General features: G+C 42.1%; 16 protein-coding genes and 1 pseudogene. 14 read left to right on the forward strand and 3 right to left on the reverse strand.

What is annotated here, in order from left to right; genetic code table 11:
• Nucleotides 1–37: 37 nt before the first annotated feature.
• Nucleotides 38–1,378, reverse strand: coding sequence for an MATE family efflux transporter (locus tag Xind_RS09555; protein ID WP_047680603.1), 1,341 nt, complete (start codon nt 1,376–1,378; stop codon nt 38–40).
• Nucleotides 1,379–1,812: 434 nt separating this feature from the next.
• On the opposite strand from Xind_RS09555, the gene Xind_RS09560 reads away from it, so the two are divergent.
• The 3 genes from Xind_RS09560 to Xind_RS09570 all read left to right on the forward strand — a co-directional run bounded on the left by Xind_RS09560 (nt 1,813) and on the right by Xind_RS09570 (nt 5,985).
• On the forward strand, nt 1,813–3,159 hold the full coding sequence (locus tag Xind_RS09560; RefSeq protein WP_047680600.1) for an NCS2 family permease: 1,347 nt from the start codon (nt 1,813–1,815) through the stop codon (nt 3,157–3,159).
• A 273-nt stretch (nt 3,160–3,432) separates the two neighbouring features.
• A complete protein-coding gene (locus Xind_RS09565) occupies nt 3,433–5,082 on the forward strand; it encodes a Na+/H+ antiporter (RefSeq protein WP_187649940.1) in 1,650 nt (549 codons plus the stop codon).
• A 3-nt stretch (nt 5,083–5,085) separates the two neighbouring features.
• Nucleotides 5,086–5,985 carry a carboxylate/amino acid/amine transporter gene (locus tag Xind_RS09570; protein ID WP_047680595.1) on the forward strand — a complete coding sequence of 300 codons (900 nt, stop codon included), beginning with the start codon at nt 5,086–5,088 and terminating at the stop codon, nt 5,983–5,985.
• Here Xind_RS09570 and metR read toward each other — a convergent pair.
• Complete coding sequence (gene metR, locus Xind_RS09575) at nt 5,870–6,826, reverse strand: HTH-type transcriptional regulator MetR (RefSeq protein ID WP_187649941.1); 957 nt, start codon at nt 6,824–6,826, stop codon at nt 5,870–5,872. The genes Xind_RS09570 and metR overlap by 116 nt on opposite strands.
• A gap of 107 nt (nt 6,827–6,933) precedes the next feature.
• On the opposite strand from metR, the gene metE reads away from it, so the two are divergent.
• Nucleotides 6,934–9,222: a 5-methyltetrahydropteroyltriglutamate--homocysteine S-methyltransferase gene (gene metE, locus Xind_RS09580; RefSeq protein WP_047680592.1), complete on the forward strand. Its 2,289-nt coding sequence runs from the start codon at nt 6,934–6,936 to the stop codon at nt 9,220–9,222.
• A 53-nt stretch (nt 9,223–9,275) separates the two neighbouring features.
• On the opposite strand, the gene Xind_RS09585 is transcribed toward metE, so the two are convergent.
• Nucleotides 9,276–9,440 carry a YidB family protein gene (locus tag Xind_RS09585; RefSeq protein WP_231571380.1) on the reverse strand — a complete coding sequence of 55 codons (165 nt, stop codon included), beginning with the start codon at nt 9,438–9,440 and terminating at the stop codon, nt 9,276–9,278.
• A 701-nt stretch (nt 9,441–10,141) separates the two neighbouring features.
• Here Xind_RS09585 and otnI point away from each other — a divergent pair.
• From otnI to ubiB, 10 genes and pseudogenes are all read left to right on the forward strand, one after another.
• Complete coding sequence (gene otnI / locus Xind_RS09590; protein WP_047680589.1) at nt 10,142–10,924, forward strand: 2-oxo-tetronate isomerase; 783 nt, start codon at nt 10,142–10,144, stop codon at nt 10,922–10,924.
• Nucleotides 10,860–11,726: pseudogene (locus Xind_RS09595) on the forward strand (GntP family permease); the annotation flags it as partial. The gene otnI and the pseudogene Xind_RS09595, both read left to right, overlap by 65 nt.
• A gap of 170 nt (nt 11,727–11,896) precedes the next feature.
• Nucleotides 11,897–13,276 carry a GntP family permease gene (locus tag Xind_RS09600; RefSeq protein ID WP_047680584.1) on the forward strand — a complete coding sequence of 460 codons (1,380 nt, stop codon included), beginning with the start codon at nt 11,897–11,899 and terminating at the stop codon, nt 13,274–13,276.
• A gap of 242 nt (nt 13,277–13,518) precedes the next feature.
• On the forward strand, nt 13,519–14,274 hold the full coding sequence (gene udp / locus Xind_RS09605) for a uridine phosphorylase (protein WP_047680582.1): 756 nt from the start codon (nt 13,519–13,521) through the stop codon (nt 14,272–14,274).
• Nucleotides 14,275–14,459: 185 nt separating this feature from the next.
• The gene (locus Xind_RS09610; RefSeq protein ID WP_047680580.1) at nt 14,460–15,242 is read left to right on the forward strand and encodes a tyrosine-protein phosphatase; all 783 of its coding nucleotides are present in this window, start codon (nt 14,460–14,462) and stop codon (nt 15,240–15,242) included.
• Nucleotides 15,243–15,349: 107 nt separating this feature from the next.
• The gene (locus Xind_RS09615) at nt 15,350–15,880 is read left to right on the forward strand and encodes a DedA family protein (RefSeq protein WP_047680578.1); all 531 of its coding nucleotides are present in this window, start codon (nt 15,350–15,352) and stop codon (nt 15,878–15,880) included.
• A gap of 129 nt (nt 15,881–16,009) precedes the next feature.
• Nucleotides 16,010–17,365, forward strand: a complete 1,356-nt coding sequence (rmuC, locus tag Xind_RS09620; protein ID WP_187649943.1) for a DNA recombination protein RmuC — start codon at nt 16,010–16,012, stop codon at nt 17,363–17,365.
• A 73-nt stretch (nt 17,366–17,438) separates the two neighbouring features.
• Nucleotides 17,439–18,194 (forward strand): bifunctional demethylmenaquinone methyltransferase/2-methoxy-6-polyprenyl-1,4-benzoquinol methylase UbiE, encoded by a 756-nt coding sequence (gene ubiE, locus Xind_RS09625; protein ID WP_187649944.1) that lies wholly within the window; start codon nt 17,439–17,441, stop codon nt 18,192–18,194.
• A 1-nt stretch (nt 18,195) separates the two neighbouring features.
• Entirely contained in the window at nt 18,196–18,849 is a 654-nt protein-coding gene (ubiJ, locus tag Xind_RS09630) for a ubiquinone biosynthesis protein UbiJ (RefSeq protein ID WP_187649945.1), read from the forward strand.
• On the forward strand, nt 18,836–20,464 hold the full coding sequence (gene ubiB, locus Xind_RS09635) for a ubiquinone biosynthesis regulatory protein kinase UbiB (protein ID WP_047680569.1): 1,629 nt from the start codon (nt 18,836–18,838) through the stop codon (nt 20,462–20,464). Before ubiJ ends, ubiB begins: the two co-directional genes overlap by 14 nt.
• Nucleotides 20,465–20,488: the final 24 nt, after the last annotated feature.

Genomic DNA, 20,488 nt, shown 5'->3' on the forward strand with positions numbered 1-20,488 from the left:
ACTAATTTTTATAACCATGTTTTGCAGTTAAACACGATTAAACATCTAATCGTTTGGTTTGCCATTTCTTAGATTTCCAGCGCCAGGCGTTTACCAGACCTCGTATCCATTCATCGCAGAAAAAGCCAATCCAAATCCCCAGGATCCCCATCCCCATGGTAATTCCCAGAAAATAGCCAACAGGGATAGAAATACCCCACATGAAGAGCAGAGCAGTACAAAGCGGGAATCTGGCATCACCGGAAGCACGCAGGGCATTGACCATGACGATATTAAAAGTACGCCCCGGCTCCAGGAAGACAGATAGCAGGAATAAAGGCAGCAGAAGCTCAATGATATTTTGATCTTCTGTCATCAGGACAAGGAGCGGTTCCCGGAAAATCCAGAAAAACAATACGACGCCAATTGTGACAACAACGCCGATTTTCAGACTCTTTATCCCACGGATATAAGCATCTTCAAAACGTTTTGCTCCGACAAGATGGCCGACCATAATTTCATTACCGATACTGGTGGCGATACCAAACAACATGATAAACAGTGATAATTGAAAATACAGCGTCTGTGCAGCCAGAGAAGTTTCACCCATCAAACCGATAAAAGCTTGTGCGGTCATATATTGTAATATCCACACCAGGTTTTCACCGGCAGCTGGTAAACCGATATGCAGGATTTTGCCAAGTATATTCTTTGACCAGCATATCAGCAACTTTGGGATCAGTTTGATTCTTAAGCCATAAAATAATAATCCGCAGAGAAGAATAACCGCAACCGTACGACCAAATACTGTAGACCATGCTACACCTTCCAGCCCATATTTAGGTAGGCCAAAGAATCCGTACAGGACAATCATATTACCGATAATTGTCAACAGATTGGCAACCAGGGTGACATACATGGCAGATTTTGATTTACCATAAACTCGCAGACAGGCAGCCAGAATAATTGAAATTGCTTCTGGTATCAGGCAGATACCTAAAATGTGCAGATAAGCAAATCCATCCTCCATCAGGTTTTCTGGCAGATTCATGATGTGTAGGATTTTATAGCCGAAGAAAATCGTCACCAAAGCACAACTAAAACCCAACACAAAATTAAAAGCGATGGAAATATGGATCGCCTGACTGGCTTTATCTCTTTTTCCTGAGCCGAGATATTGTGCAATTACAACGCTGCAACCAACACTAATAAAATTAAAGATCGTAATGAATAGATCAAAAACATGATTACCAACCCCCATAGCAGCTAAATAAGCCGAAGAAATATGGCTGACCATATATGTATTGATTAGCAATGTCGCCATATGAAGAAAAATATCGATGAAAATCGGCCAGCTCAGTGAAAAAAGCGAACGATCTGCAACATCAGATTGATGCATTATAAAACCTATTAATTGAATTGAATGGTCTTTTGTGGTGTGACATATCCAGAAAGTATCTATAATTTTACTTGGTTTACTGGTTGATTGGTAGACAAAATGCGTTATTCACCGATAGAGTGAAGCAAAAACTTTTATTATCAATATTCACTGATTTCTTGTTTTTCCTTAAGGCTGCCATATAGAGATTGGCAACAAAATTCATGATTATGACTTGATTCTCATCCCCGATTCACCGGATAATCCTCTGCCTCAAATTATCTCACCATTTTTTTAACTCAAAAGCCAAACGATTGCGTGTGGGAATGGCTGAATTAATAATTGCAGCGTTTTTCAGGTTATCAAATAACGTAATCGTTTTCGTCAGGTAAGAAGGGGGAAGAAATGGTGAGGAAAATCGGATAGCTGTTCAACATACTGGCAGGGGATAAACAATGTCTGGCACGCAGGCACCAACTCAATGCAAACTTGATAAGTATTTTAAGATAACTGAACGCGGAAGCTCGGTACGTCAGGAAATTCTCGCGGGGTTAACAACATTTTTGGCGATGGTTTATTCCGTTATTGTTGTGCCAGGTATGCTTGGGCAGGCCGGATTTCCTCATACCGCAGTATTTATTGCTGTATGTCTGGTTACAGGGATTGGCTCATTATTGATGGGATTATGGGTTAATTTACCGATGGCAATTGGCTGCGCAATCTCACTGACGACCTTTACTGCTTTCAGTCTGGTATTAGGACAGCAGGTCAGTATTCCTGTCGCATTGGGTGCTGTTTTCCTGATGGGATGTCTGTTCACCGTCATTTCCGTTACCGGCATTCGCGCCTGGATATTACGCAATATGCCAATGGGGATAGCGCATGGAACAGGTATCGGCATCGGATTATTTTTGCTGCTTATTGCAGCAAATGGCGTTGGACTGGTGATTAAAAATCACCAGCCGGGGTTGCCGGTTGCTTTTGGATCGTTGACAGCCTTCCCTGTCATAATGACTTTGTTAGGGTTAGCGGGGATTATTGGACTGGAAAGGAAAAAAGTCCCCGGTGGTATTTTGCTGGTTATTATCGCTATTTCAATTATTGGATTGATTTTTGATCCCGCAGTGAAATATCAAGGATTTTTTAAATTACCAACGTTGGGGGAAGACGGGCTTTCTTTGATGTTTAGCATGGATATTATGGGAGCTTTACAGCCTGTTGTATTACCCAGTGTTCTTGCGCTGGTGATGACAGCAATATTCGATGCTACAGGTACTATCAGGGCTGTAGCAGGGCAGGCCAATCTGCTGGATAAAAGGGGGCAGATTATTAATGGTGGTAAGGCGCTGACAGCCGATTCGGTCAGTAGTATTTTCGCCGGAGCAATTGGCTCTTCTCCTGCTGCCGTTTATATTGAATCTGCCGCAGGAACCGCAGCAGGAGGAAAAACAGGGTTAACCGCAGCGGTTGTTGGTATCCTATTTCTGCTGATATTATTCCTTTCTCCATTATCATATCTGGTTCCTTCATATGCGACAGCGCCTGCTTTAATGTATGTCGGGTTGCTGATGTTGAGTAACGTACGCAAATTGAATTTTGATGATTTTGTCGATGCAATGTCAGGATTACTGTGCGCGGTATTTATCGTTCTGACTTGTAATATTGTTACAGGTATTATGCTAGGATTTGGTGCTTTGGTTATTGGACGTGTTTTCTCCGGTGAATGGCGTAAGCTGAATATCGGTACGGTAATTATTGCTATTGCATTGGTGGCATTCTATGCTGGCAATTGGGCCCTTTAATTAAAAGGGCGCTCAAAAAATTATGCGCAAACGATTAAAGTTTGCGCGTATATTTCCAGATTGGATAATTTTTAAAACCTGTCAAATTTTCGACAAAATTCCGTAGATAAGTATAAAATAGACAAATGACTTGCTGTTCATTGATTCACAATGTGATTGTTTTTTAAATTTCCAGAATAACTTTAATTTTTGGGGTTATTAGCGCTGTTATTACAAGAAAAAAACAGTCACAATCTCTTCACCGACGGATTTTTGGCAATTTGTAAGGGTAACATGGAAATATTCTTTACTATCTTGATCTTGATTTTGGTGGTGTCAGTTTCTGGTGTTCTTACTAAAGTGATCCCATTTCGTGTCCCTTTGCCGATAGTGCAAATAGCAATAGGGGCATTGCTGGCCTGGCCTCATTTTGGTTTACACGTTACTTTCGATCCTGAATTATTCCTCGTTTTACTTATCCCTCCTCTATTATTTGTTGATGGTTGGAAAACACCGACCAGAGAATTTTTTCAACATGGGCGTGAAATAGTTATTCTGGTTTTAGTATTGGTTCTGGTGACAGTTGTCGGTATTGGTTATTTGATTTACTGGTTACTGCCGAGTATTCCACTTATTGCGGCTTTTGCTCTGGCCGCAGTGTTGTCACCAACTGATGCAGTTGCATTATCTTCGATTGTTGGGAAAGGGGGAATTCCTAAAAATATGATGAGTGTACTGGAAGGTGAAGCATTGATGAATGATGCTTCCGGTCTGGTTGCTCTGAAATTTGCTGTGGCAATTGCTATGGGGACAATGGCATTTACCGTCACGGGCGCAACATTCGAATTTTTTAAAGTGGCTATTGGCGGCTTGGCATCAGGTATTGCTGTCACCTGGTTGTACAGTAAATCACTGCGTTTGATGAGTCGCTGGAGTGGTGATGATCCTGCCACTCAAATCATGTTTATGATGTTGTTACCATTTGCCTCTTACATGATTGCTGAACATATTGGTTTCTCCGGTATTCTGGCCGCAGTTGCTGCGGGTATGACTATCAGTACGGCGGGAGTGATCCGCAATGCGCCTTTGGATATGCGTTTACGTGCTGATAACGTATGGGGAATGTTGGCATTTGTGTTCAACGGTCTGGTATTCATCATGTTGGGCTTACAGTTGCCGGGGATTTGGGAGACATCTGTTGCCCAGGCGGAACTTGATCCGCATGTTGAAACCTGGATGTTGTTCGCTGCGGTAGGCATCATTTATGCGGCGTTGTTACTGCTACGATTCTGCTGGCTATGGTTGATGAAAAATACCAGCAAGGTATTGATGAAGAAAAAACCGCTGGAATTTTCGACTTACACTACCCGTGAATTGTGGCTGGCTTCGTTTGCTGGTGTCCGTGGGGCAATTACTCTGGCTGGTGCTTTATCCGTACCTCTTTTCCTGCCGGATGGCGATCCATTCCCTGCTCGTTATCAGTTGATCTTTATTGCCGCAGGTGTGATTCTGTTCTCTCTGTTTGTTGGCGTTATTGCTCTTCCATTATTGCTAAGAGGCATGAAAGTGGGAGACAAGCAGTCTGATCTCAATGAAATCAGAATGGCGAAAGCAGCGATGGCTGAAGTTGCGATTGTCAGTATGAATAAAATGGAAGAACGTCTGTCTGCCAGCACTGAAGAAAAACTGGATGCTGAAGTGATTAGTGAAGTCGCTTCCAGAGTCACTGGTTATTTGCGACGCCGTACTACTGGGACTGATGAAGGTGAACACAGCTTGTTGGTTGAAGATTTGGAACGGCGTTTCCGCTTGACAGCGTTGCGGGCTGAGAGAGGGGAGCTATATCACTTGCGTGCAACTCGTAAGATTAGTAATGAAACGCTACAGTCGCTCCTGCATGACCTTGATTTGCTTGAAGCGCTGTTGGTAGGTAAATCTCAATAAAATATGTGGCTATTAACAATTACAACACTTTTGTGGGCTGCGTCATTCAGCCTGATTGGTGCTTATCTCGCCGGTCAGGTTGATAGCTGGTTTTCTGTTCTTGTCAGGGTCGTGTTAGCTGCTCTGGTATTTTTACCCTTTCTGCGTTGGCGTGGGTTATCACTGAAAGTCATTGCGCTGTATATGGCAGTAGGAGCTTGTCAGTTAGGTGTGATGTATTTGTTTGTATTTCATGCTTACCACTATTTGACAGTAGCGGAATTTTTGCTGTTTACGGTCATGACTCCGCTGTATGTCACATTGATATATGATTTGATGGGGCGTCAACGGCTGCGTTGGGGCTATGCGCTCAGCTCGTTATTGGCTGTAGCGGGAGCTGCGATTATTCGTTATGACCAGTTAAGTGAATCCTTCTGGATTGGTTTAATGCTGGTGCAATTGGCAAATATTTTCTTTGCCATTGGTCAGGTTGGTTATAAGCGTTTGATGGAAGTGCATCCGATACCACAGAGAATCGCATTTTCGTGGTTCTATTTAGGTGCTTGTGTCATTGCCATTATCGGTTGGTTAATGTTTGGTGATCCACAGAAACTACCGACAACCCAATTACAATGGGGGGTTCTGATCTGGTTAGGAGCAGGGGCTTCCGGTATTGGCTACTTTATGTGGAATTATGGTGCAACCCAAGTGGATGCCGGAACACTGGCGATTATGAATAATATGCTGGTTCCGGCGGGGTTATTGGTCAATTTTGTTATTTGGCAGCAGCATCCAAATTGGTTGGGCTTTACCATTGGAGGCAGCTTGATTGTTGCGTCGCTTTGGGTGCATCACCGTTGGATATTGAGACCCGCTTCACAAACGGCAAATTATCCACGGCGTGCTGACGCGCAGAACGAATAAATGTATCAATAGCCGGTTGGCGTTGCTCCCCTTTACGGCAGGCTGCGTACAATCGGCTCCATAGCCCTTCTCCCAACGTCTGAGTGACAACTAATCCTTGCCTTTCGAATGTTTCTACCGCCCAGTGAGGCAATGCTGCAATACCTAAACGGGCGGCCACCATTTGAATGAGTAATAGCGTGTTATCGACGGTTTTCAAGGTTGGGGTGACATTTGCGGGTTCAAGAAAACGTCTCCAGATATCAAAACGTTGCCGTTGAACCGGATAAATCAGCAAGGTTTCGGGGGAGAGATCCTGTGGCTGGATATCACGCTGATTAGCCAATGGATGATCTGGTGCAACCACCAGTTTCACTTCATAGTCAAACAACGGCGTATAGTGCAGTTTACTGTCTGAAATAATGTCGGATGTCAGTACAATATCCAGCTCTCTTTGTTGCAGCGCCGGCTGTGGATCAAAGGTTACCCCGGATTTAAAATCCACATTGACCTGCGGCCAGCTTTCCCTAAAACGCTTAAGTGCAGGAGTGAGCCACTGAATACAGCTATGACATTCAATGGCAATGCGCAAGTTAGTTTCTTGCGGCTCATTGCACTCGTGCAGGGAGGCCGTGATCATAGGCAAAATTTGTTCTGCCAATCTTAACAGTACTTCACCTTGATGAGTCAGTTTCAGGGGCTGACTTTTACGAATGAAAAGCTTATATCCTAGCCGATGCTCTAGTTCACTGAATTGGTGTGAAAGAGCCGATTGTGTTTGATGCAGATGATTTGCTGCTGCTGCCAACGAACCACAGTGATTTAATGCTTGCAGTGTTTTTAAGTGTTTTATCTCGATCATGAAAAACCTTCAAGTTGATTATGAATAATTTGCGCTTGTGGTTTATACATTACCTGTTGATTATAGAAGTGTAAACATCTAGACGGCTAAAATTTGCGGGTGACGACATGACAGTTTTGAATCATACATTAGGTTTTCCACGTATCGGCTTGAAAAGAGAGCTAAAAAAAGCACAAGAAAACTATTGGGCAGGTAAAATTTCTCAACAAGAATTGCTGGAAACAGGAAGTGAATTACGTGCACGTCACTGGCAACAGCAAAAAGAGGCAGGGGTGGATTTCGTTCCTGTTGGTGATTTTGCTTGGTATGACCAAGTGTTGACGACCAGTTTGCTGTTAGGGAATGTACCTCCTCGCCATCAAAATAAAGATGGAAACATTGATTTAGATACACTATTCCGTATTGCTCGTGGTCGGGCTCCAACAGGTACTCCGGCTGCTGCATCAGAAATGACCAAATGGTTTAATACTAATTATCATTATATTGTGCCCGAATTTCAGCAGGGACAGGAGTTCAGGCTCGGATGGCCTCAATTACTGGATGAAGTTGATGAAGCATTAGCGTTGGGGCATAAAGTGAAACCTGTTTTGTTGGGTCCGGTGACTTACTTATGGCTTGGAAAGGTGAAAGGAAAAGCTTTTGATCGCCTCTCTCTGCTGGAGGATATTCTGCCGGTATATCAGCAAATTCTGGCTGAACTCGCAAAACGTGGTATCGAATGGGTACAGATCGATGAACCAGCGTTGGTGCTGGAACTACCCGAAGATTGGCTGGCAGCCTTCCCGACAGCTTATCAAGCACTTCAGGGACAGGTTAAGTTATTGCTGACAACGTATTTCGATAGCATCAGCCATAATCTGGAAACCATTAAGGCACTGCCGGTACAAGGTTTGCACGTTGATTTGGTGGCAGGGCGGGACTCTCTCAATGAATTGGAAAGATCTTTACCGGGATCATGGCTGCTTTCGTTAGGGGTCATTAATGGACGCAATGTCTGGCGGGCAGATTTGAGTGCGAAATATGAACTTATTGCACCGTTGGTGGGTAAACGAGATATCTGGGTTGGTACTTCTTGTTCATTGTTGCACAGTCCGATTGATTTGAATGATGAAACCGGATTGGATGAAGAAGTTAAAAGCTGGTTTGCTTTTGCACTACAGAAATGTACCGAGTTATCTCTATTGTCTCAGGCACTGAATGCACCTGAAGCCAGTAAACAGACTGAATTGAATAAATTGGATAGTTACAGTGCTCCAATTCGTGCCCGTCGCAGTTCCACAAGAGTGAACAACCCGGCTGTGGCTGAACGTCTTGCTAAGATCCAGCCACAAGACAGCGAGCGCAATCAGGTTTATTCGGAGCGTGCTAAGCTTCAGCGCCAACGGTACAAATTACCTTTGTGGCCGACAACAACCATCGGTTCTTTCCCACAAACAACAGAGATCCGTGGCTTACGTTTAGATTTCAAGAAAGGCCGTGTTGATGGTAATCATTATCGCATCAACATTAGTGAGCACATTAAGCAGGCGATCAATGAACAGGAACGATTGGGATTAGATGTACTGGTGCATGGTGAAGCTGAACGTAATGACATGGTGGAATATTTCGGTGAACATTTTGATGGTTATGTCTTTACTCAAAATGGTTGGGTACAAAGCTATGGTTCCCGTTGTGTAAAACCACCAGTAATTATCGGAGATATCAGCCGTCCAGAAGCGATTACGGTCGATTGGGCAACATATGCACAATCTCTGACTGACAAACCAGTAAAAGGCATGTTAACAGGGCCGGTGACTATTCTTTGTTGGTCATTCCCAAGGGAAGATATCAGCCGGGAAGCTATTGCTAAACAGATTGCACTGGCCTTGCGTGATGAAGTGGATGATTTGCAGAAAGCAGGTATCGGCATTATTCAAATTGATGAACCTGCATTACGTGAAGGCTTACCGCTGCGTAGAGAAGAGTGGCAGGAATATCTGGATTGGGCGGTGGATGCCTTTAAACTGAGTGCAGCAGTGGCGAAAGATGATACACAGATCCATACGCATATGTGTTATTGCGAGTTTAATGACATTATGCCTTCCATTGCAGCGTTGGATGCAGATGTCATTACTATTGAAACCTCCCGCTCAGATATGGAATTGCTGGATTCATTTGAAGATTTCTCATATCCGAATGAGATTGGGCCTGGTGTGTATGATATTCACTCACCTAATGTGCCGAGTGTTGAATGGATTGAAGCTTTATTGCGCAAAGCGGCCGAGCGCATTCCTGTTGAACGCTTATGGGTTAACCCGGATTGTGGTTTAAAAACCAGGGGTTGGACAGAAACCCGTCAGTCACTGGCGAACATGGTTGAAGCGGCAAAACGTCTGCGTGATTCAGTAAGCAACTAAATTAATTTGAACAATATGTTGCCCACCACACTAAATAAGTGTGGTGGGCGAGTTTATTTACTTAAGAACTTATTTTTTAACAAATCCATTCCTACGGACTTTAGATCCGAATTTTCTGGAACTTCACCATTTGGGGTGACCTCATCAACCAGGTTAGGCAAATGTTGTGAAATTAATGACGAAGCTTCATCGGGATCGATACTCACTTTTTCTGCCAATCTCTGGCCCTTCCTGACCTTCAACCCAGTCTACCATATGTTGAATTTGTTGGTTTTTCCCCCGGCTCAGCTTATTTGGGGGGAGAGTATTAGATGATTGAGAATTTTTGTTTATGCTAGTCACATGAGTGTGTGAAATGTTTTTTTATATTTGTTGTTTAAAAAATATTTAAATTCAATTTGTTGTGTGTTTTTTTTCTTGTAAATAATAAACCTTGAATGTGATATCCATCGTTTTTTTGTGAAATTATCTATGTGAATATAAAAGAGCAATAAATAGCCATAACACCAGGGAACTTCATAAATAGCTAAATAAAAAATAGAGATTATAGAACTAGAGCGATGGCAAGATGGATCGCATAGTCATTATAAATATACGAATATTTTTTTGATTTATATTTAATAATTTGTTTTCAACTCAAGAGAATAGAAATAAAAAGAAACATCAGAAGTGTACTAGCGAAAGGAATATTAATAATTAACTATAAAAAAATAGAGGTAGAGCCATGATGAACATATCCAAGGAGATAACTTTATCAGAGAGAAATCATGACCATTAGAGCGATTGTTGGCTGGTACTTAAATCAGGAAATTTTGGAGAGGTAGATTTTTTTAAACATGCTCAGGAGATATTTCATGGATGAGATGATAAATAGTCAGTGAAGTAGGTTGTAACCTTGTTGCTAAGAGTAGGAACAATAATGGCTAAATTTGCAGCAAATTTGAGTATGATGTTTAATGAAGTCCCTTTCATGGAGCGTTTTGAAAAAGCATCGGATGCGGGCTTCAAAGGTGTGGAATATTTATTCCCTTACTATGAATCAACCGAAGAGCTCTCTGCATTATTGAAGAGATATCAACTTACACAGGTTTTGTTTAATATGCCTGCGGGAATTTGGGAAGCCGGTGACAGAGGGGTTGCTTGTTTGCCTGGACGTGAAAAAGAGTTTGCTGATGAGGCGCATGAAGCTTTGAAATACGCTTTGGCGTTGGATTGTAAGCAAGTTCATGCGATGGCTGGTAAGTTAGATGGGCGGTCTAAGCTGGAACAACAGTATGAATGTTATATCACAAATATCCAATATGCAGCGGACGTTATGTATAAATATGGTATTAATGTCTTAATCGAACCAATAAATACTCGTGATATACCCGACTATTTTTTGACAACACAGCAACAAGCTGAAACGTTGTTAAAAGCTATTGGACGTAAAAATGTTTTTATTCAGTTGGATCTTTACCATTGCCAGATTATGGAAGGAGATTTGTTGCGAACTATAGAGCGCTTGTGGGGAAAATTTAGGCATATACAGATTGCTTCAGTACCAGGACGTCATGAACCCGATATTGGTGAAATTAATTACTTTTGGTTGTTCAAGAGATTGGATGAAATGGGTTATCAAGGATGGTTTGGGTGTGAGTATCACCCTGCGGGGTATGATACTGGCTATTCCATGTGTCATGGGAATCACTTTTTATGCTAAATGGCTGGCAATTAAATATCCTGAATACCAATTTGTTGATGAAGAAGTAAATTTGGAAAATTTAAAAAAAATTCATCAGAACTACATGGAAGAAAAATCCAATAAATCATTACCAAGTTTATTTCTTTCCCTATTGCCTATTGCTGTACCACTCTTCCTGATTTTTATCAAATCAGTTAATGGATTGTTATTGGAATTTGATTTATTGCTTAGAAGGGAAAATTATTTCTATTTTCAATTTCTTGATTTTCTTGATTTTCTTGGTGAGCCAATTATTGCCTTGGCAATTAGTGTATTATTGGCGATTTATACGCTAATGCCCAAAGCTAATAAGCATGAGGTAATTGAACATCTGGAAAATGGCTTAAAGATGGCAGGTATTATTCTGTTGGTTACTGGTGCTGGTGGCGCTTTGGGAGCAGTATTACATGAAAGTGGAACAGGAACTATACTAGCGGGGCTTATTGCAAGCTTACCGATAACGCCAATTTTGATTCCATTCATCATTGCGACATTGGTGCGTTTGATTCAAGGTTCTGGCACAGTAGCTATGGTTACAGCAGCTTCCATTTCAGCACCTATAATCAATCAGATACCGGATATTAATATGTTGGCAGCAGCTTTGGCTGCAACGGTGGGGTCACTATTCTTCGGCTACTTCAACGATAGTTTATTCTGGATGGTTAACCGGATGATGGGTATTAAAGATGCAAAACAACAGATGATTGTCTGGTCAATTCCGACAACAATTGCGTGGGGAATTGGGCTGTGTGGTGTATTGTTACTTAATCTCGTCATGTAAGTCATCGTAATGCGCTCTGTAAAGGGCGCTTTTCTTTATTCTGTATATTCCAAATAAATCCTCATTACTTTAATTGAGACTACAGGTTTTGTTACAGCTTGTAACAAGAACTTTGACTGACATACCATGCACATTTATCGCCAATAATACAGATATTGAAACGGGGTTTTATGGTGGAGTTTTACATTCCAATTATTGGATTGGGAGTGGCGGTATTTACGCTGATTTTTCTGGTCTTACGTACTCGTATTCATGTACTTCTTGCCATGTTGATTGCTGCGGTTATCGCAGGAATATCCGGCGGTTTAACCATGAGCAATGTTGTTGAAGTTATCGCGAAAGGGTTTGGCTCGACATTGGGTAGTATTGGTATTGTGATCGGATTGGGAAGCATGATGGGGAGGATATTGGAAGCCTCTGGTGCAACTGAACAAATTGCCTATAGCCTGATCAAATGGTTAGGTAAAAAGCGCGAAGAATGGGCGCTGGCAATCACGGGTTATATCGTCAGTATTCCTATATTTGTTAATTCGGCTTTTGTGATCCTCTATCCTCTGGTGAAAGCATTGGCGAAGAAAGGCAAACGAAATGTATTGACGTTAGGAATAGCATTAGCCGGAGGGCTGGTGGTAACTCACCATATTGTTCCACCAACACCGGGGCCGCTTGGTGTGGCCGGAATATTCGGAGTAAGCGTAGGTAAAGTGATGCTGGTGGGCATGATACTGGCTATCCCATGCGTTATCGGTATTACCTGCTATGCCAAATGGCTAGAGATTAAATATCCTGAATATCAGCTTGTTGAAACGGAAGAAAATCTGCGGCACATTCATCAAAGCTATATGGAAGAGAAATCGAACATGCCATTACCAGGCTTATTTATTTCTCTTCTGCCTATTGTTGTGCCTATCGTGTTGATTTTCATTAATGTTGTGAATGGATTATTGTTGAAAACGGCTCTGTTTATCGGCAAAGAAAACCATTTTTATTTTCAGATTTTTAATTTTCTTGGATCACCGATTATCGCTCTGGCAATCAGTGTCTTGCTGGCGGTTTATAAGCTTATGCCAAATGTCAGTAAACAAGAGGTGATTGAACATTTGGAAACCGGGTTACAAACTGTGGGTATTATTTTATTAGTGTCAGGTGCAGGAGGAGCGCTGGGAGCTGTATTAAATGAAGGTTCAACCGGCACAATACTGGCACAATATATAGCCAGCCTGCCAATAACTCCTGTCTTGATCCCATTTATCATTGCGACGTTAATACGCATCATTCAAGGTTCTGGTACTGTGGCAATGATCACAGCAGCATCTATTTCAGCGCCTGTTATTAAACAGATACCGGATATTAATATGTTAGTGGCTGCTCAGGCTGCAATGATGGGAACACTGTTCTTCAGCTATTTTAATGACTGTTTTTTCTGGGTAGTTAACCGGATGATGGGTATTAAGGATGTGAAGCATCAAGTGATCTTCTGGTCGATTCCGACAACCATCGCATGGGGAATTGGACTGTGTGGCATATTGCTTCTTAACTTAATCTTGTAAATGATCCAACGGCGCTCTGCGAGGAGCGCGTTTTGTGATTGTTCTTCGAATATTATTTCCATTTCGGCTTTATACTCACTGTATTATTTATCACACATAAATGTGATTTAAATCACGATTTAATGTATGTGTTTCTTTCATATATTAATCAAAGGTGACTTTTATCACAAAAAAATGTCAGAGTATTCACTAAATTTAGGCATCTGTATTTTGATTTTGAATATTCCTGTTGAGGAGCCAATATGTCTGATGTATTCCATTTAGGTATTACCAAAAACGACTTACAGGGCGCAACTCTGGCTATTGTTCCAGGCGATCCTAACCGTGTTGAGAAAATTGCAAGATTGATGAATAACCCAGTTCATCTGGCTTCTCATCGTGAATTTACAACATGGCGAGCCGAAATTGATGGTAAGCCAGTTGTTGTCTGCTCTACTGGTATTGGTGGTCCATCAACGTCAATTGTTGTAGAAGAATTGGCGCAATTAGGTGTACACACTTTCTTACGTATTGGTACAACCGGAGCGATCCAAAAGAATATTAATATAGGTGATGTGTTAGTGACCACTGCCGCCGTTCGTCTGGATGGGGCCAGCCTGCATTTTGCTCCGATGGAGTTCCCGGCTGTGGCTGATTTTGAATGTACCAACGCACTGTATGCAGCAGCAAAAGCATCAGGTTCTACAACTCACGTCGGTGTGACCGCTTCTTCTGATACTTTTTATCCAGGACAGGAACGTTACGATACCTATTCTGGTCGTGTTGTCCGCCGCTTTCAGGGCTCTATGAAAGAGTGGCAGGAAATGGGGGTGATGAATTTTGAAATGGAATCAGCGACTTTGTTGACAATGTGTGCAAGTCAGGGGCTGCGTGCTGGTATGGTTGCGGGTGTGATTGTTAACCGTACTCAGCAGGAAATTCCAGATGTTGAATTGTTGAAAAAAACAGAAAGTCATGTTTTAAGCATTGTTGTAGATGCGGCTCGTCGTCTGTTGTAATCACTCTATTCAAGGGCCGGAATATTCTGGCCCGATCACCTAATCTTTCTGTTTTCTCCACTTTATTTCATTCTGAAATCTGATAATGTCATAACATTTTGCGTTAATAACAACTTATTTCAATGACAGTTTGTTGCGATAACAGTCTGTTCCAATAACGTGCACTTTAATAAGAAAGAGTGATTATGACCACAACATTACTATCTCATCCCTCATTACTTCCTTTGAATGGCGGGATCAACTTCCGTGATTTAGGCAACAAGACACTGAACAATGGTTCTAAGATTAAGTCAGGTCTGTTATTTCGTTCAGGCTCTCTGGACATGTTGACTGATAGCGATCAGGCTTTTTTGATGGAGCAAAATCTTTTCCAGATCATTGATTATCGTGATAGCAGTGAAATTGAGGACAGACCAGATCAGGTGTGGCGTGGAGCGAATTACCATCATGCTCCGGCTAACCCGCTTTCCAAAGAAGTTGATGCTAATCTGGAGAGGCTGAGTCATGAAGCGTTGGAACAGTTTGATGCGAAAGATTTTATGCTGCGCCTATATCAATTGTTACCAATTAATAATTCTGCCTATAAGACATTAGCTAATCTATTGTTACAGCCAGAGAAAGGTGGAATTGTACAACATTGTGCTGTGGGTAAAGACAGAACAGGTGTCGGCTCTGCTCTGGTATTGTTTGCTCTGGGGGCAGATCTGAATACAGTGATAGAAGACTATTTGGTGACAAATATTACTCTGGCACCGCATCGCGAACATCTATTGAATGAACATGCGAAAGTGATGAGTGATAGTGTGGTTGAAAAACTGGCTTATGTGTATTCAGTCAGGGAAGAATTTTTGATGACTGCACTGAACAGCATTAATGAACACTATGGTAGTGTGGATATCTGGCTGGAAAAAGACATTGGACTCAATATTGCAGCGCGTGAAAAATTGCAACGTTATTTCCTCGAATAAATTTCTTTTAGGCGTAAATATTTTTTGAATAAGAATAGTCGGTTAGCATCAGTTAATCCATTTACTGCTAACCTGAAATCCTAAAGATTAACACAGGAAAGATTAATGTGAGTTTGCATGAAGTCATCGAAGTCATCACCAATTTTGTAAGAAATCATGAAACCTGGGCGATCCCCATTATTTTCTTGCTCGCTTTTGGGGAATCTCTGGCATTCATTTCTCTGTTATTGCCAGCCACAATCATCTTATTAGGGCTAGGAGTTCTGATTGGTGAAAGTGGATTAAATTTTTGGCCGATATGGGTAGCGGCTGCCGCAGGAGCCTTTTTCGGTGATTGGGTTTCTTATCTGTTTGGTTACCATTTCAAGGAAAATGTCGGCAAAATGTGGCCACTTTCACGCCATCCGCAAACATTAATTCGTGGTCATCAATTTTTTGAACGCTGGGGGGTGTGGGGCGTTTTCATTGGCCGTTTTTTTGGCCCTTTAAGAGCGGCAATCCCATTGGTGGCAGGCATTTGTGCGATGCCAAAACGCCATTTCCAGCTTGCTAATTTCGCTTCTGCGCTGATTTGGGCATTTGGTATTTTAGCTCCGGGAGCTTTTGGAATACATTGGTTAGCAGAGTGGATGGGTTAATTGCGAGCCGCTTTGCAAACAGCTTTGCAAACTGAAAGAAATCCGGTGAATAATCTGGACATCTATACAGCCTCTATTTAACTTACATTAAAGTAAAGTGGTTGGGGTAAAGTTAGCGGGGGTGTATAGGTGGATATCCATTGGTTATACATGTTAATTGGTGGCTTAAGTGGATTATTAGGCGGAGGGGGGGTTGTCTGGTTTTCTGTTCACCAACGTATTCAATACAAAGAAAATGAATTGCGTGAATTACATAGCCAGCTTGCGGTTAGCTATGAAAAATTAGAGCAATCCCATTATTGGCGTACTGAATGTGAACAGTTAAATCAGGAATTGCTTACTCAGCGTGAAATCAATAGCGTACAGGAAGCCGAGTTGCGTGAATTGAGTACTCGGCTTGAAGAAAGCAGACTGGCTGCGGAAGAGAAACAACGTCTCTTGATTAATAGTGAACAGCGTCTGAATACCCAGTTTGAAAATCTCGCTAATCGTATTTTTGAACAAAATCGACGTCGTACTGATGAGTACAGTCGCCAAAGTCTCAATGACCTGTTGATGCCTTTCCGTGAACAATTAGAAGGGTTCCGTCGTCAGGTGCAAGACAGTTTCGGACAGGAAGCCCGTGAACGCCATACACTGACCCATGAAATCCGTAACCTTCAGCAGCTTAATGCCCAGATGGCAAAAGAGGCGACTAATCTGACAAAAGCTCTGAAAGGGGATAACAAAATGCAGGGTAATTGGGGAGAAATGGTCTTGACACGGGTTTTGGAGGCATCCGGTTTACGTGAAGGACATGAGTTTCATACACAGGTTAACATTAAAACAGAAAATAGTGATCGTTTTCAGCCTGATGTGATTGTGCACTTACCACAGGGAAAAGATGTCATTATTGATGCCAAAATGTCATTGATTGCTTATGAACGTTATTTCAATAGCAATGATGAAACAGAGCAAATACAGGCATTACAGGAGCATATAAACTCCATAAGAGGTCATATCCGGGGACTTAGCCGTAAAAATTATCAACAATTACCGGGAGTGCGTTCACTGGATTATGTCTTGATGTTTATCCCTGTAGAGCCCGCTTATCTGGTGGCACTTAATCAGACTCCTGAAATACTCGATGAGGCACTGAAGCATAATATTATGCTGGTTAGCCCCTCCACACTTCTGGTGGCTGTTCGCACTATTAATAACCTTTGGCGCTATGAATATCAAAGCCAGAATGCACGTTTGATTGCAGAAAAAGCGGCCAGAATGTATGACAAAATGCGATTGTTTGTGGATGATATGCAGGGCTTAGGACAAAACCTCAGCAAAGCACAGGCGAGTTACCATTTGGCAATGAAAAAGCTGACAGAAGGAAGGGGGAATCTGATTAAACAGGCCGAAGGATTTCGTGATTTAGGGGTGGATATTAAACGCCCTATCGACTCACAGGTTATTGATAAATCTTTCCAATCTTTATTGGTTAATGAGTAAAGTCTGAATAGGGTTTTACCGGAAAGGCTGGTACACTTGCTATAATTTTTTGAATGAAAAGCGGACAAATAACATGGCAGATCAATCGAAAGAAACCACTCATTTTGGTTTCCGTACCGTAGCCAAAGAAGAGAAAAAAGATATGGTGGCGGAGGTATTTCACTCTGTCGCATCAAAATACGATTTGATGAATGATTTGATGTCGTTTGGCATTCATCGTATCTGGAAGCGTTTCACTATTGATGCAAGTGGTGTACGCCGTGGTCATAGAGTCCTTGATCTGGCAGGGGGAACAGGGGATCTGACCGCGAAATTTTCCCGACTTGTAGGAGAGAAGGGAGAAGTTGTTCTGGCAGACATCAACGATTCTATGCTGAAAGTCGGGCGGGAAAAACTGCGCGATAACGGCATAGTCGGCAATGTCAGCTATGTTCAGGCTAATGCTGAAGAATTACCATTTGCGGATAACTATTTTGACTGCATTACTATTTCATTCGGCCTGCGTAATGTCACGGATAAAGACAAAGCCCTGCGTTCTATGTACCGTGTCCTGAAACCTGGCGGACGGTTATTAGTACTGGAATTTTCCAAACCTGTGCTGGCACCGTTGAGTAAAGTTTATGATATCTATTCGTTCCACATTCTGCCACGTATTGGTCAGGCGGTTGTTAAGGATGGGGAGAGTTACCGTTATCTGACAGAATCCATTCGTATGCATCCCGATCAGGAAACATTAAAAGCCATGATGGAAGCGGCTGGCTTTGATCAAGTTTCTTATAACAATATGACGGGGGGAATTGTTGCATTGCATAAAGGGTTTAAGTTCTGAAATGGAAACTCCCTCATTAAGTCACAGTGTGAATTCTACGGTGTTGTTTCCGGTGCTGACTGCTTTTCTGGAAACAACGCTGAATCATCTGTTGTACCGAGAAACCATATTGAAATCAGCCCGTATGCGATTAGCGGGCAAAATTCTTTCTATCGAACTGAAAGAAATTGAGACGCCATTGGTATTGGTTTTTAATGAAAGACAGTTAGATGTTTTAAGCCAATGGTCAGGAACTGTGGATTGTTCGATGAAAACGACATTACCAGCATTGCTTAAGCTACGGGATCGTCAATATCTTTCATCTCTGATTAATAGTGGTGAAATTGTCATTGAAGGGGATATGCAGGTTATTCAGCAGTGGTCGGCCTTGCTGGATATGCTGGAATGGGATCCTGCCCATTACCTTTCACCTTATGTCGGTGATATTGTGGCAGAAGGTATCAACCGGGTAATGAAAAACAGCATTAGTTTTGTCCGTAATACCATCACAAAGCAAAAAACTTACCTGGCAGAATCATTGACGGAAGAGTGGAGAATAGCCCCCAGTGCTTTGGAATTGGCTTATTTCAGTGAAGAAGTTAATGCTGTTGCCAATAAACTGTCTGACATGGAAAAGCGTCTGGCAGCAATGGAGGAGAAATATGACTCCCAGTGAAATAAAACGTCTCTATTTTATCATTAAGGTTTTTCTTACCTATGGACTGGATGAGTTAATCCCGAAGATCCGACTGACATGGCCGTTGCGTTTTGGGCGTTATTTCCTGTTTTGGCTGCCTAATCGACATAAGGATAAACCGCTCGGTGAGCGCTTACGCTTAGCACTGCAAGAGCTTGGCCCGGTATGGATTAAGCTTGGTCAAATGCTTTCTACCCGACGGGATTTGTTTCCTTCCGCTATTGCTGATCAGCTCTCTTTACTTCAAGATCGTGTCATTTCTTTTGATGGAACCATTGCCCGCAAATCTATTGAGACGGCATTGGGGGGAAGCCTGGAAACGTGGTTTGAAGATTTTGACCTACATCCTCTGGCTTCTGCTTCCATTGCACAGGTGCATACTGCACGGCTTAAAGAGAATGGAAAAGAGATCGTTATTAAAGTGATCCGCCCTGATATTTTGCCCGTGATAAAGGCGGATGTACGGTTAATGTATCGTTTGGCAAATTTAGTCCCTTTGTTGCCTGATGGTCGTCGTCTTCGTCCACTTGAAGTGGTTCGTGAGTATGAAAAAACGCTGCTTGATGAGTTGAATCTATTGCGTGAAGCTGCAAATGCTATTCAACTGCGGCGCAATTTTGAAGATAGCCCCATGCTTTATGTACCGGAAGTTTATCCTGATTATTGTCGGGAGAATGTCCTGGTCATGGAGCGGATTTATGGTATTCCTGTGTCTGATGTCGCGTCCTTGGAAGCGCAAAATACCGATATGAAGTTACTTGCTGAGCGTGGTGTTCAGATATTTTTTACTCAGGTATTTCGTGACAGTTTTTTTCATGCAGATATGCATCCGGGCAATATCTTTGTCAGCTATGAACGACCAGAGGATCCCACTTATATAGGTATTGATTACGGTATTGTTGGTTCTCTGAACAAAGACGATAAACGTTATCTGGCAGAAAACTTTATTGCTTTCTTTAATCGAGATTATCGAAAGGTAGCAGAGCTCCATGTGGATTCAGGCTGGGTTCCGGCAGATACCAATGTGGAAGATTTTGAGTTTGCTATCAGAACGGTATGTGAGCCTATTTTTGAAAAACCACTTGCAGATATTTCATTTGGTCATGTGTTGTTGAACCTCTTCAATACAGCCCGTCGTTTTAATATGGCAGTGCAACCTCAGTTAGTCCTGCTACAAAAAACACTGTTGTATGTCGAAGGGTTAGGACGCCAGCTCTATCCTCAGCTTGATTTATGGAAAACGGCAAAGCCGTTTCTGGAAGATTGGCTACATGATCAAGTTGGTTTTCCAGCTATTATGCGTGCGTTTAAAGAAAAAGCACCCTATTGGGCGGAAAAATTACCAGAACTTCCTGAACTGATTTATGGCACATTGCAACAACATAAGCGGTTGCAAACGAGTATTGACCAAATATCACAACAGTTAAAACAGCAACAGAATAATCATCGAAAATCTCTTTACTTACTGGGGATTGGTGCAACATTGTTTATCTGTGGTGGTTTATTTTTTATTACTAACCTGACTCATTTATCATGGGGATTGATGGGCGCGGGAATAATATCGTGGATACTGGGCTGGTTTAAACTTAAGTAGCCATTTACAGGAAAGAAAATAAGT

It is taken from the genome of Xenorhabdus indica (genome assembly GCF_014467235.1).
In the GTDB taxonomy this organism is placed as follows: domain Bacteria; phylum Pseudomonadota; class Gammaproteobacteria; order Enterobacterales; family Enterobacteriaceae; genus Xenorhabdus; species Xenorhabdus indica.

Bases quoted from the DNA above. Each gene is read 5' to 3' on its own strand.
- Xind_RS09555 (WP_047680603.1), bottom strand. From the start codon at position 1,378: ATGCATCAATCTGATGTTGCAGATCGTTCGCTTTTTTCACTGAGCTGG.
- Xind_RS09560 (WP_047680600.1), top strand. From the start codon at position 1,813: ATGTCTGGCACGCAGGCACCAACTCAATGCAAACTTGATAAGTATTTT.
- Xind_RS09565 (WP_187649940.1), top strand. From the start codon at position 3,433: ATGGAAATATTCTTTACTATCTTGATCTTGATTTTGGTGGTGTCAGTT.
- Xind_RS09570 (WP_047680595.1), top strand. From the start codon at position 5,086: ATGTGGCTATTAACAATTACAACACTTTTGTGGGCTGCGTCATTCAGC.
- metR (WP_187649941.1), bottom strand. From the start codon at position 6,826: ATGATCGAGATAAAACACTTAAAAACACTGCAAGCATTAAATCACTGT.
- metE (WP_047680592.1), top strand. From the start codon at position 6,934: ATGACAGTTTTGAATCATACATTAGGTTTTCCACGTATCGGCTTGAAA.
- otnI (WP_047680589.1), top strand. From the start codon at position 10,142: ATGGCTAAATTTGCAGCAAATTTGAGTATGATGTTTAATGAAGTCCCT.
- Xind_RS09600 (WP_047680584.1), top strand. From the start codon at position 11,897: ATGGTGGAGTTTTACATTCCAATTATTGGATTGGGAGTGGCGGTATTT.
- udp (WP_047680582.1), top strand. From the start codon at position 13,519: ATGTCTGATGTATTCCATTTAGGTATTACCAAAAACGACTTACAGGGC.
- Xind_RS09610 (WP_047680580.1), top strand. From the start codon at position 14,460: ATGACCACAACATTACTATCTCATCCCTCATTACTTCCTTTGAATGGC.
- ubiE (WP_187649944.1), top strand. From the start codon at position 17,439: ATGGCAGATCAATCGAAAGAAACCACTCATTTTGGTTTCCGTACCGTA.
- ubiJ (WP_187649945.1), top strand. From the start codon at position 18,196: ATGGAAACTCCCTCATTAAGTCACAGTGTGAATTCTACGGTGTTGTTT.
- ubiB (WP_047680569.1), top strand. From the start codon at position 18,836: ATGACTCCCAGTGAAATAAAACGTCTCTATTTTATCATTAAGGTTTTT.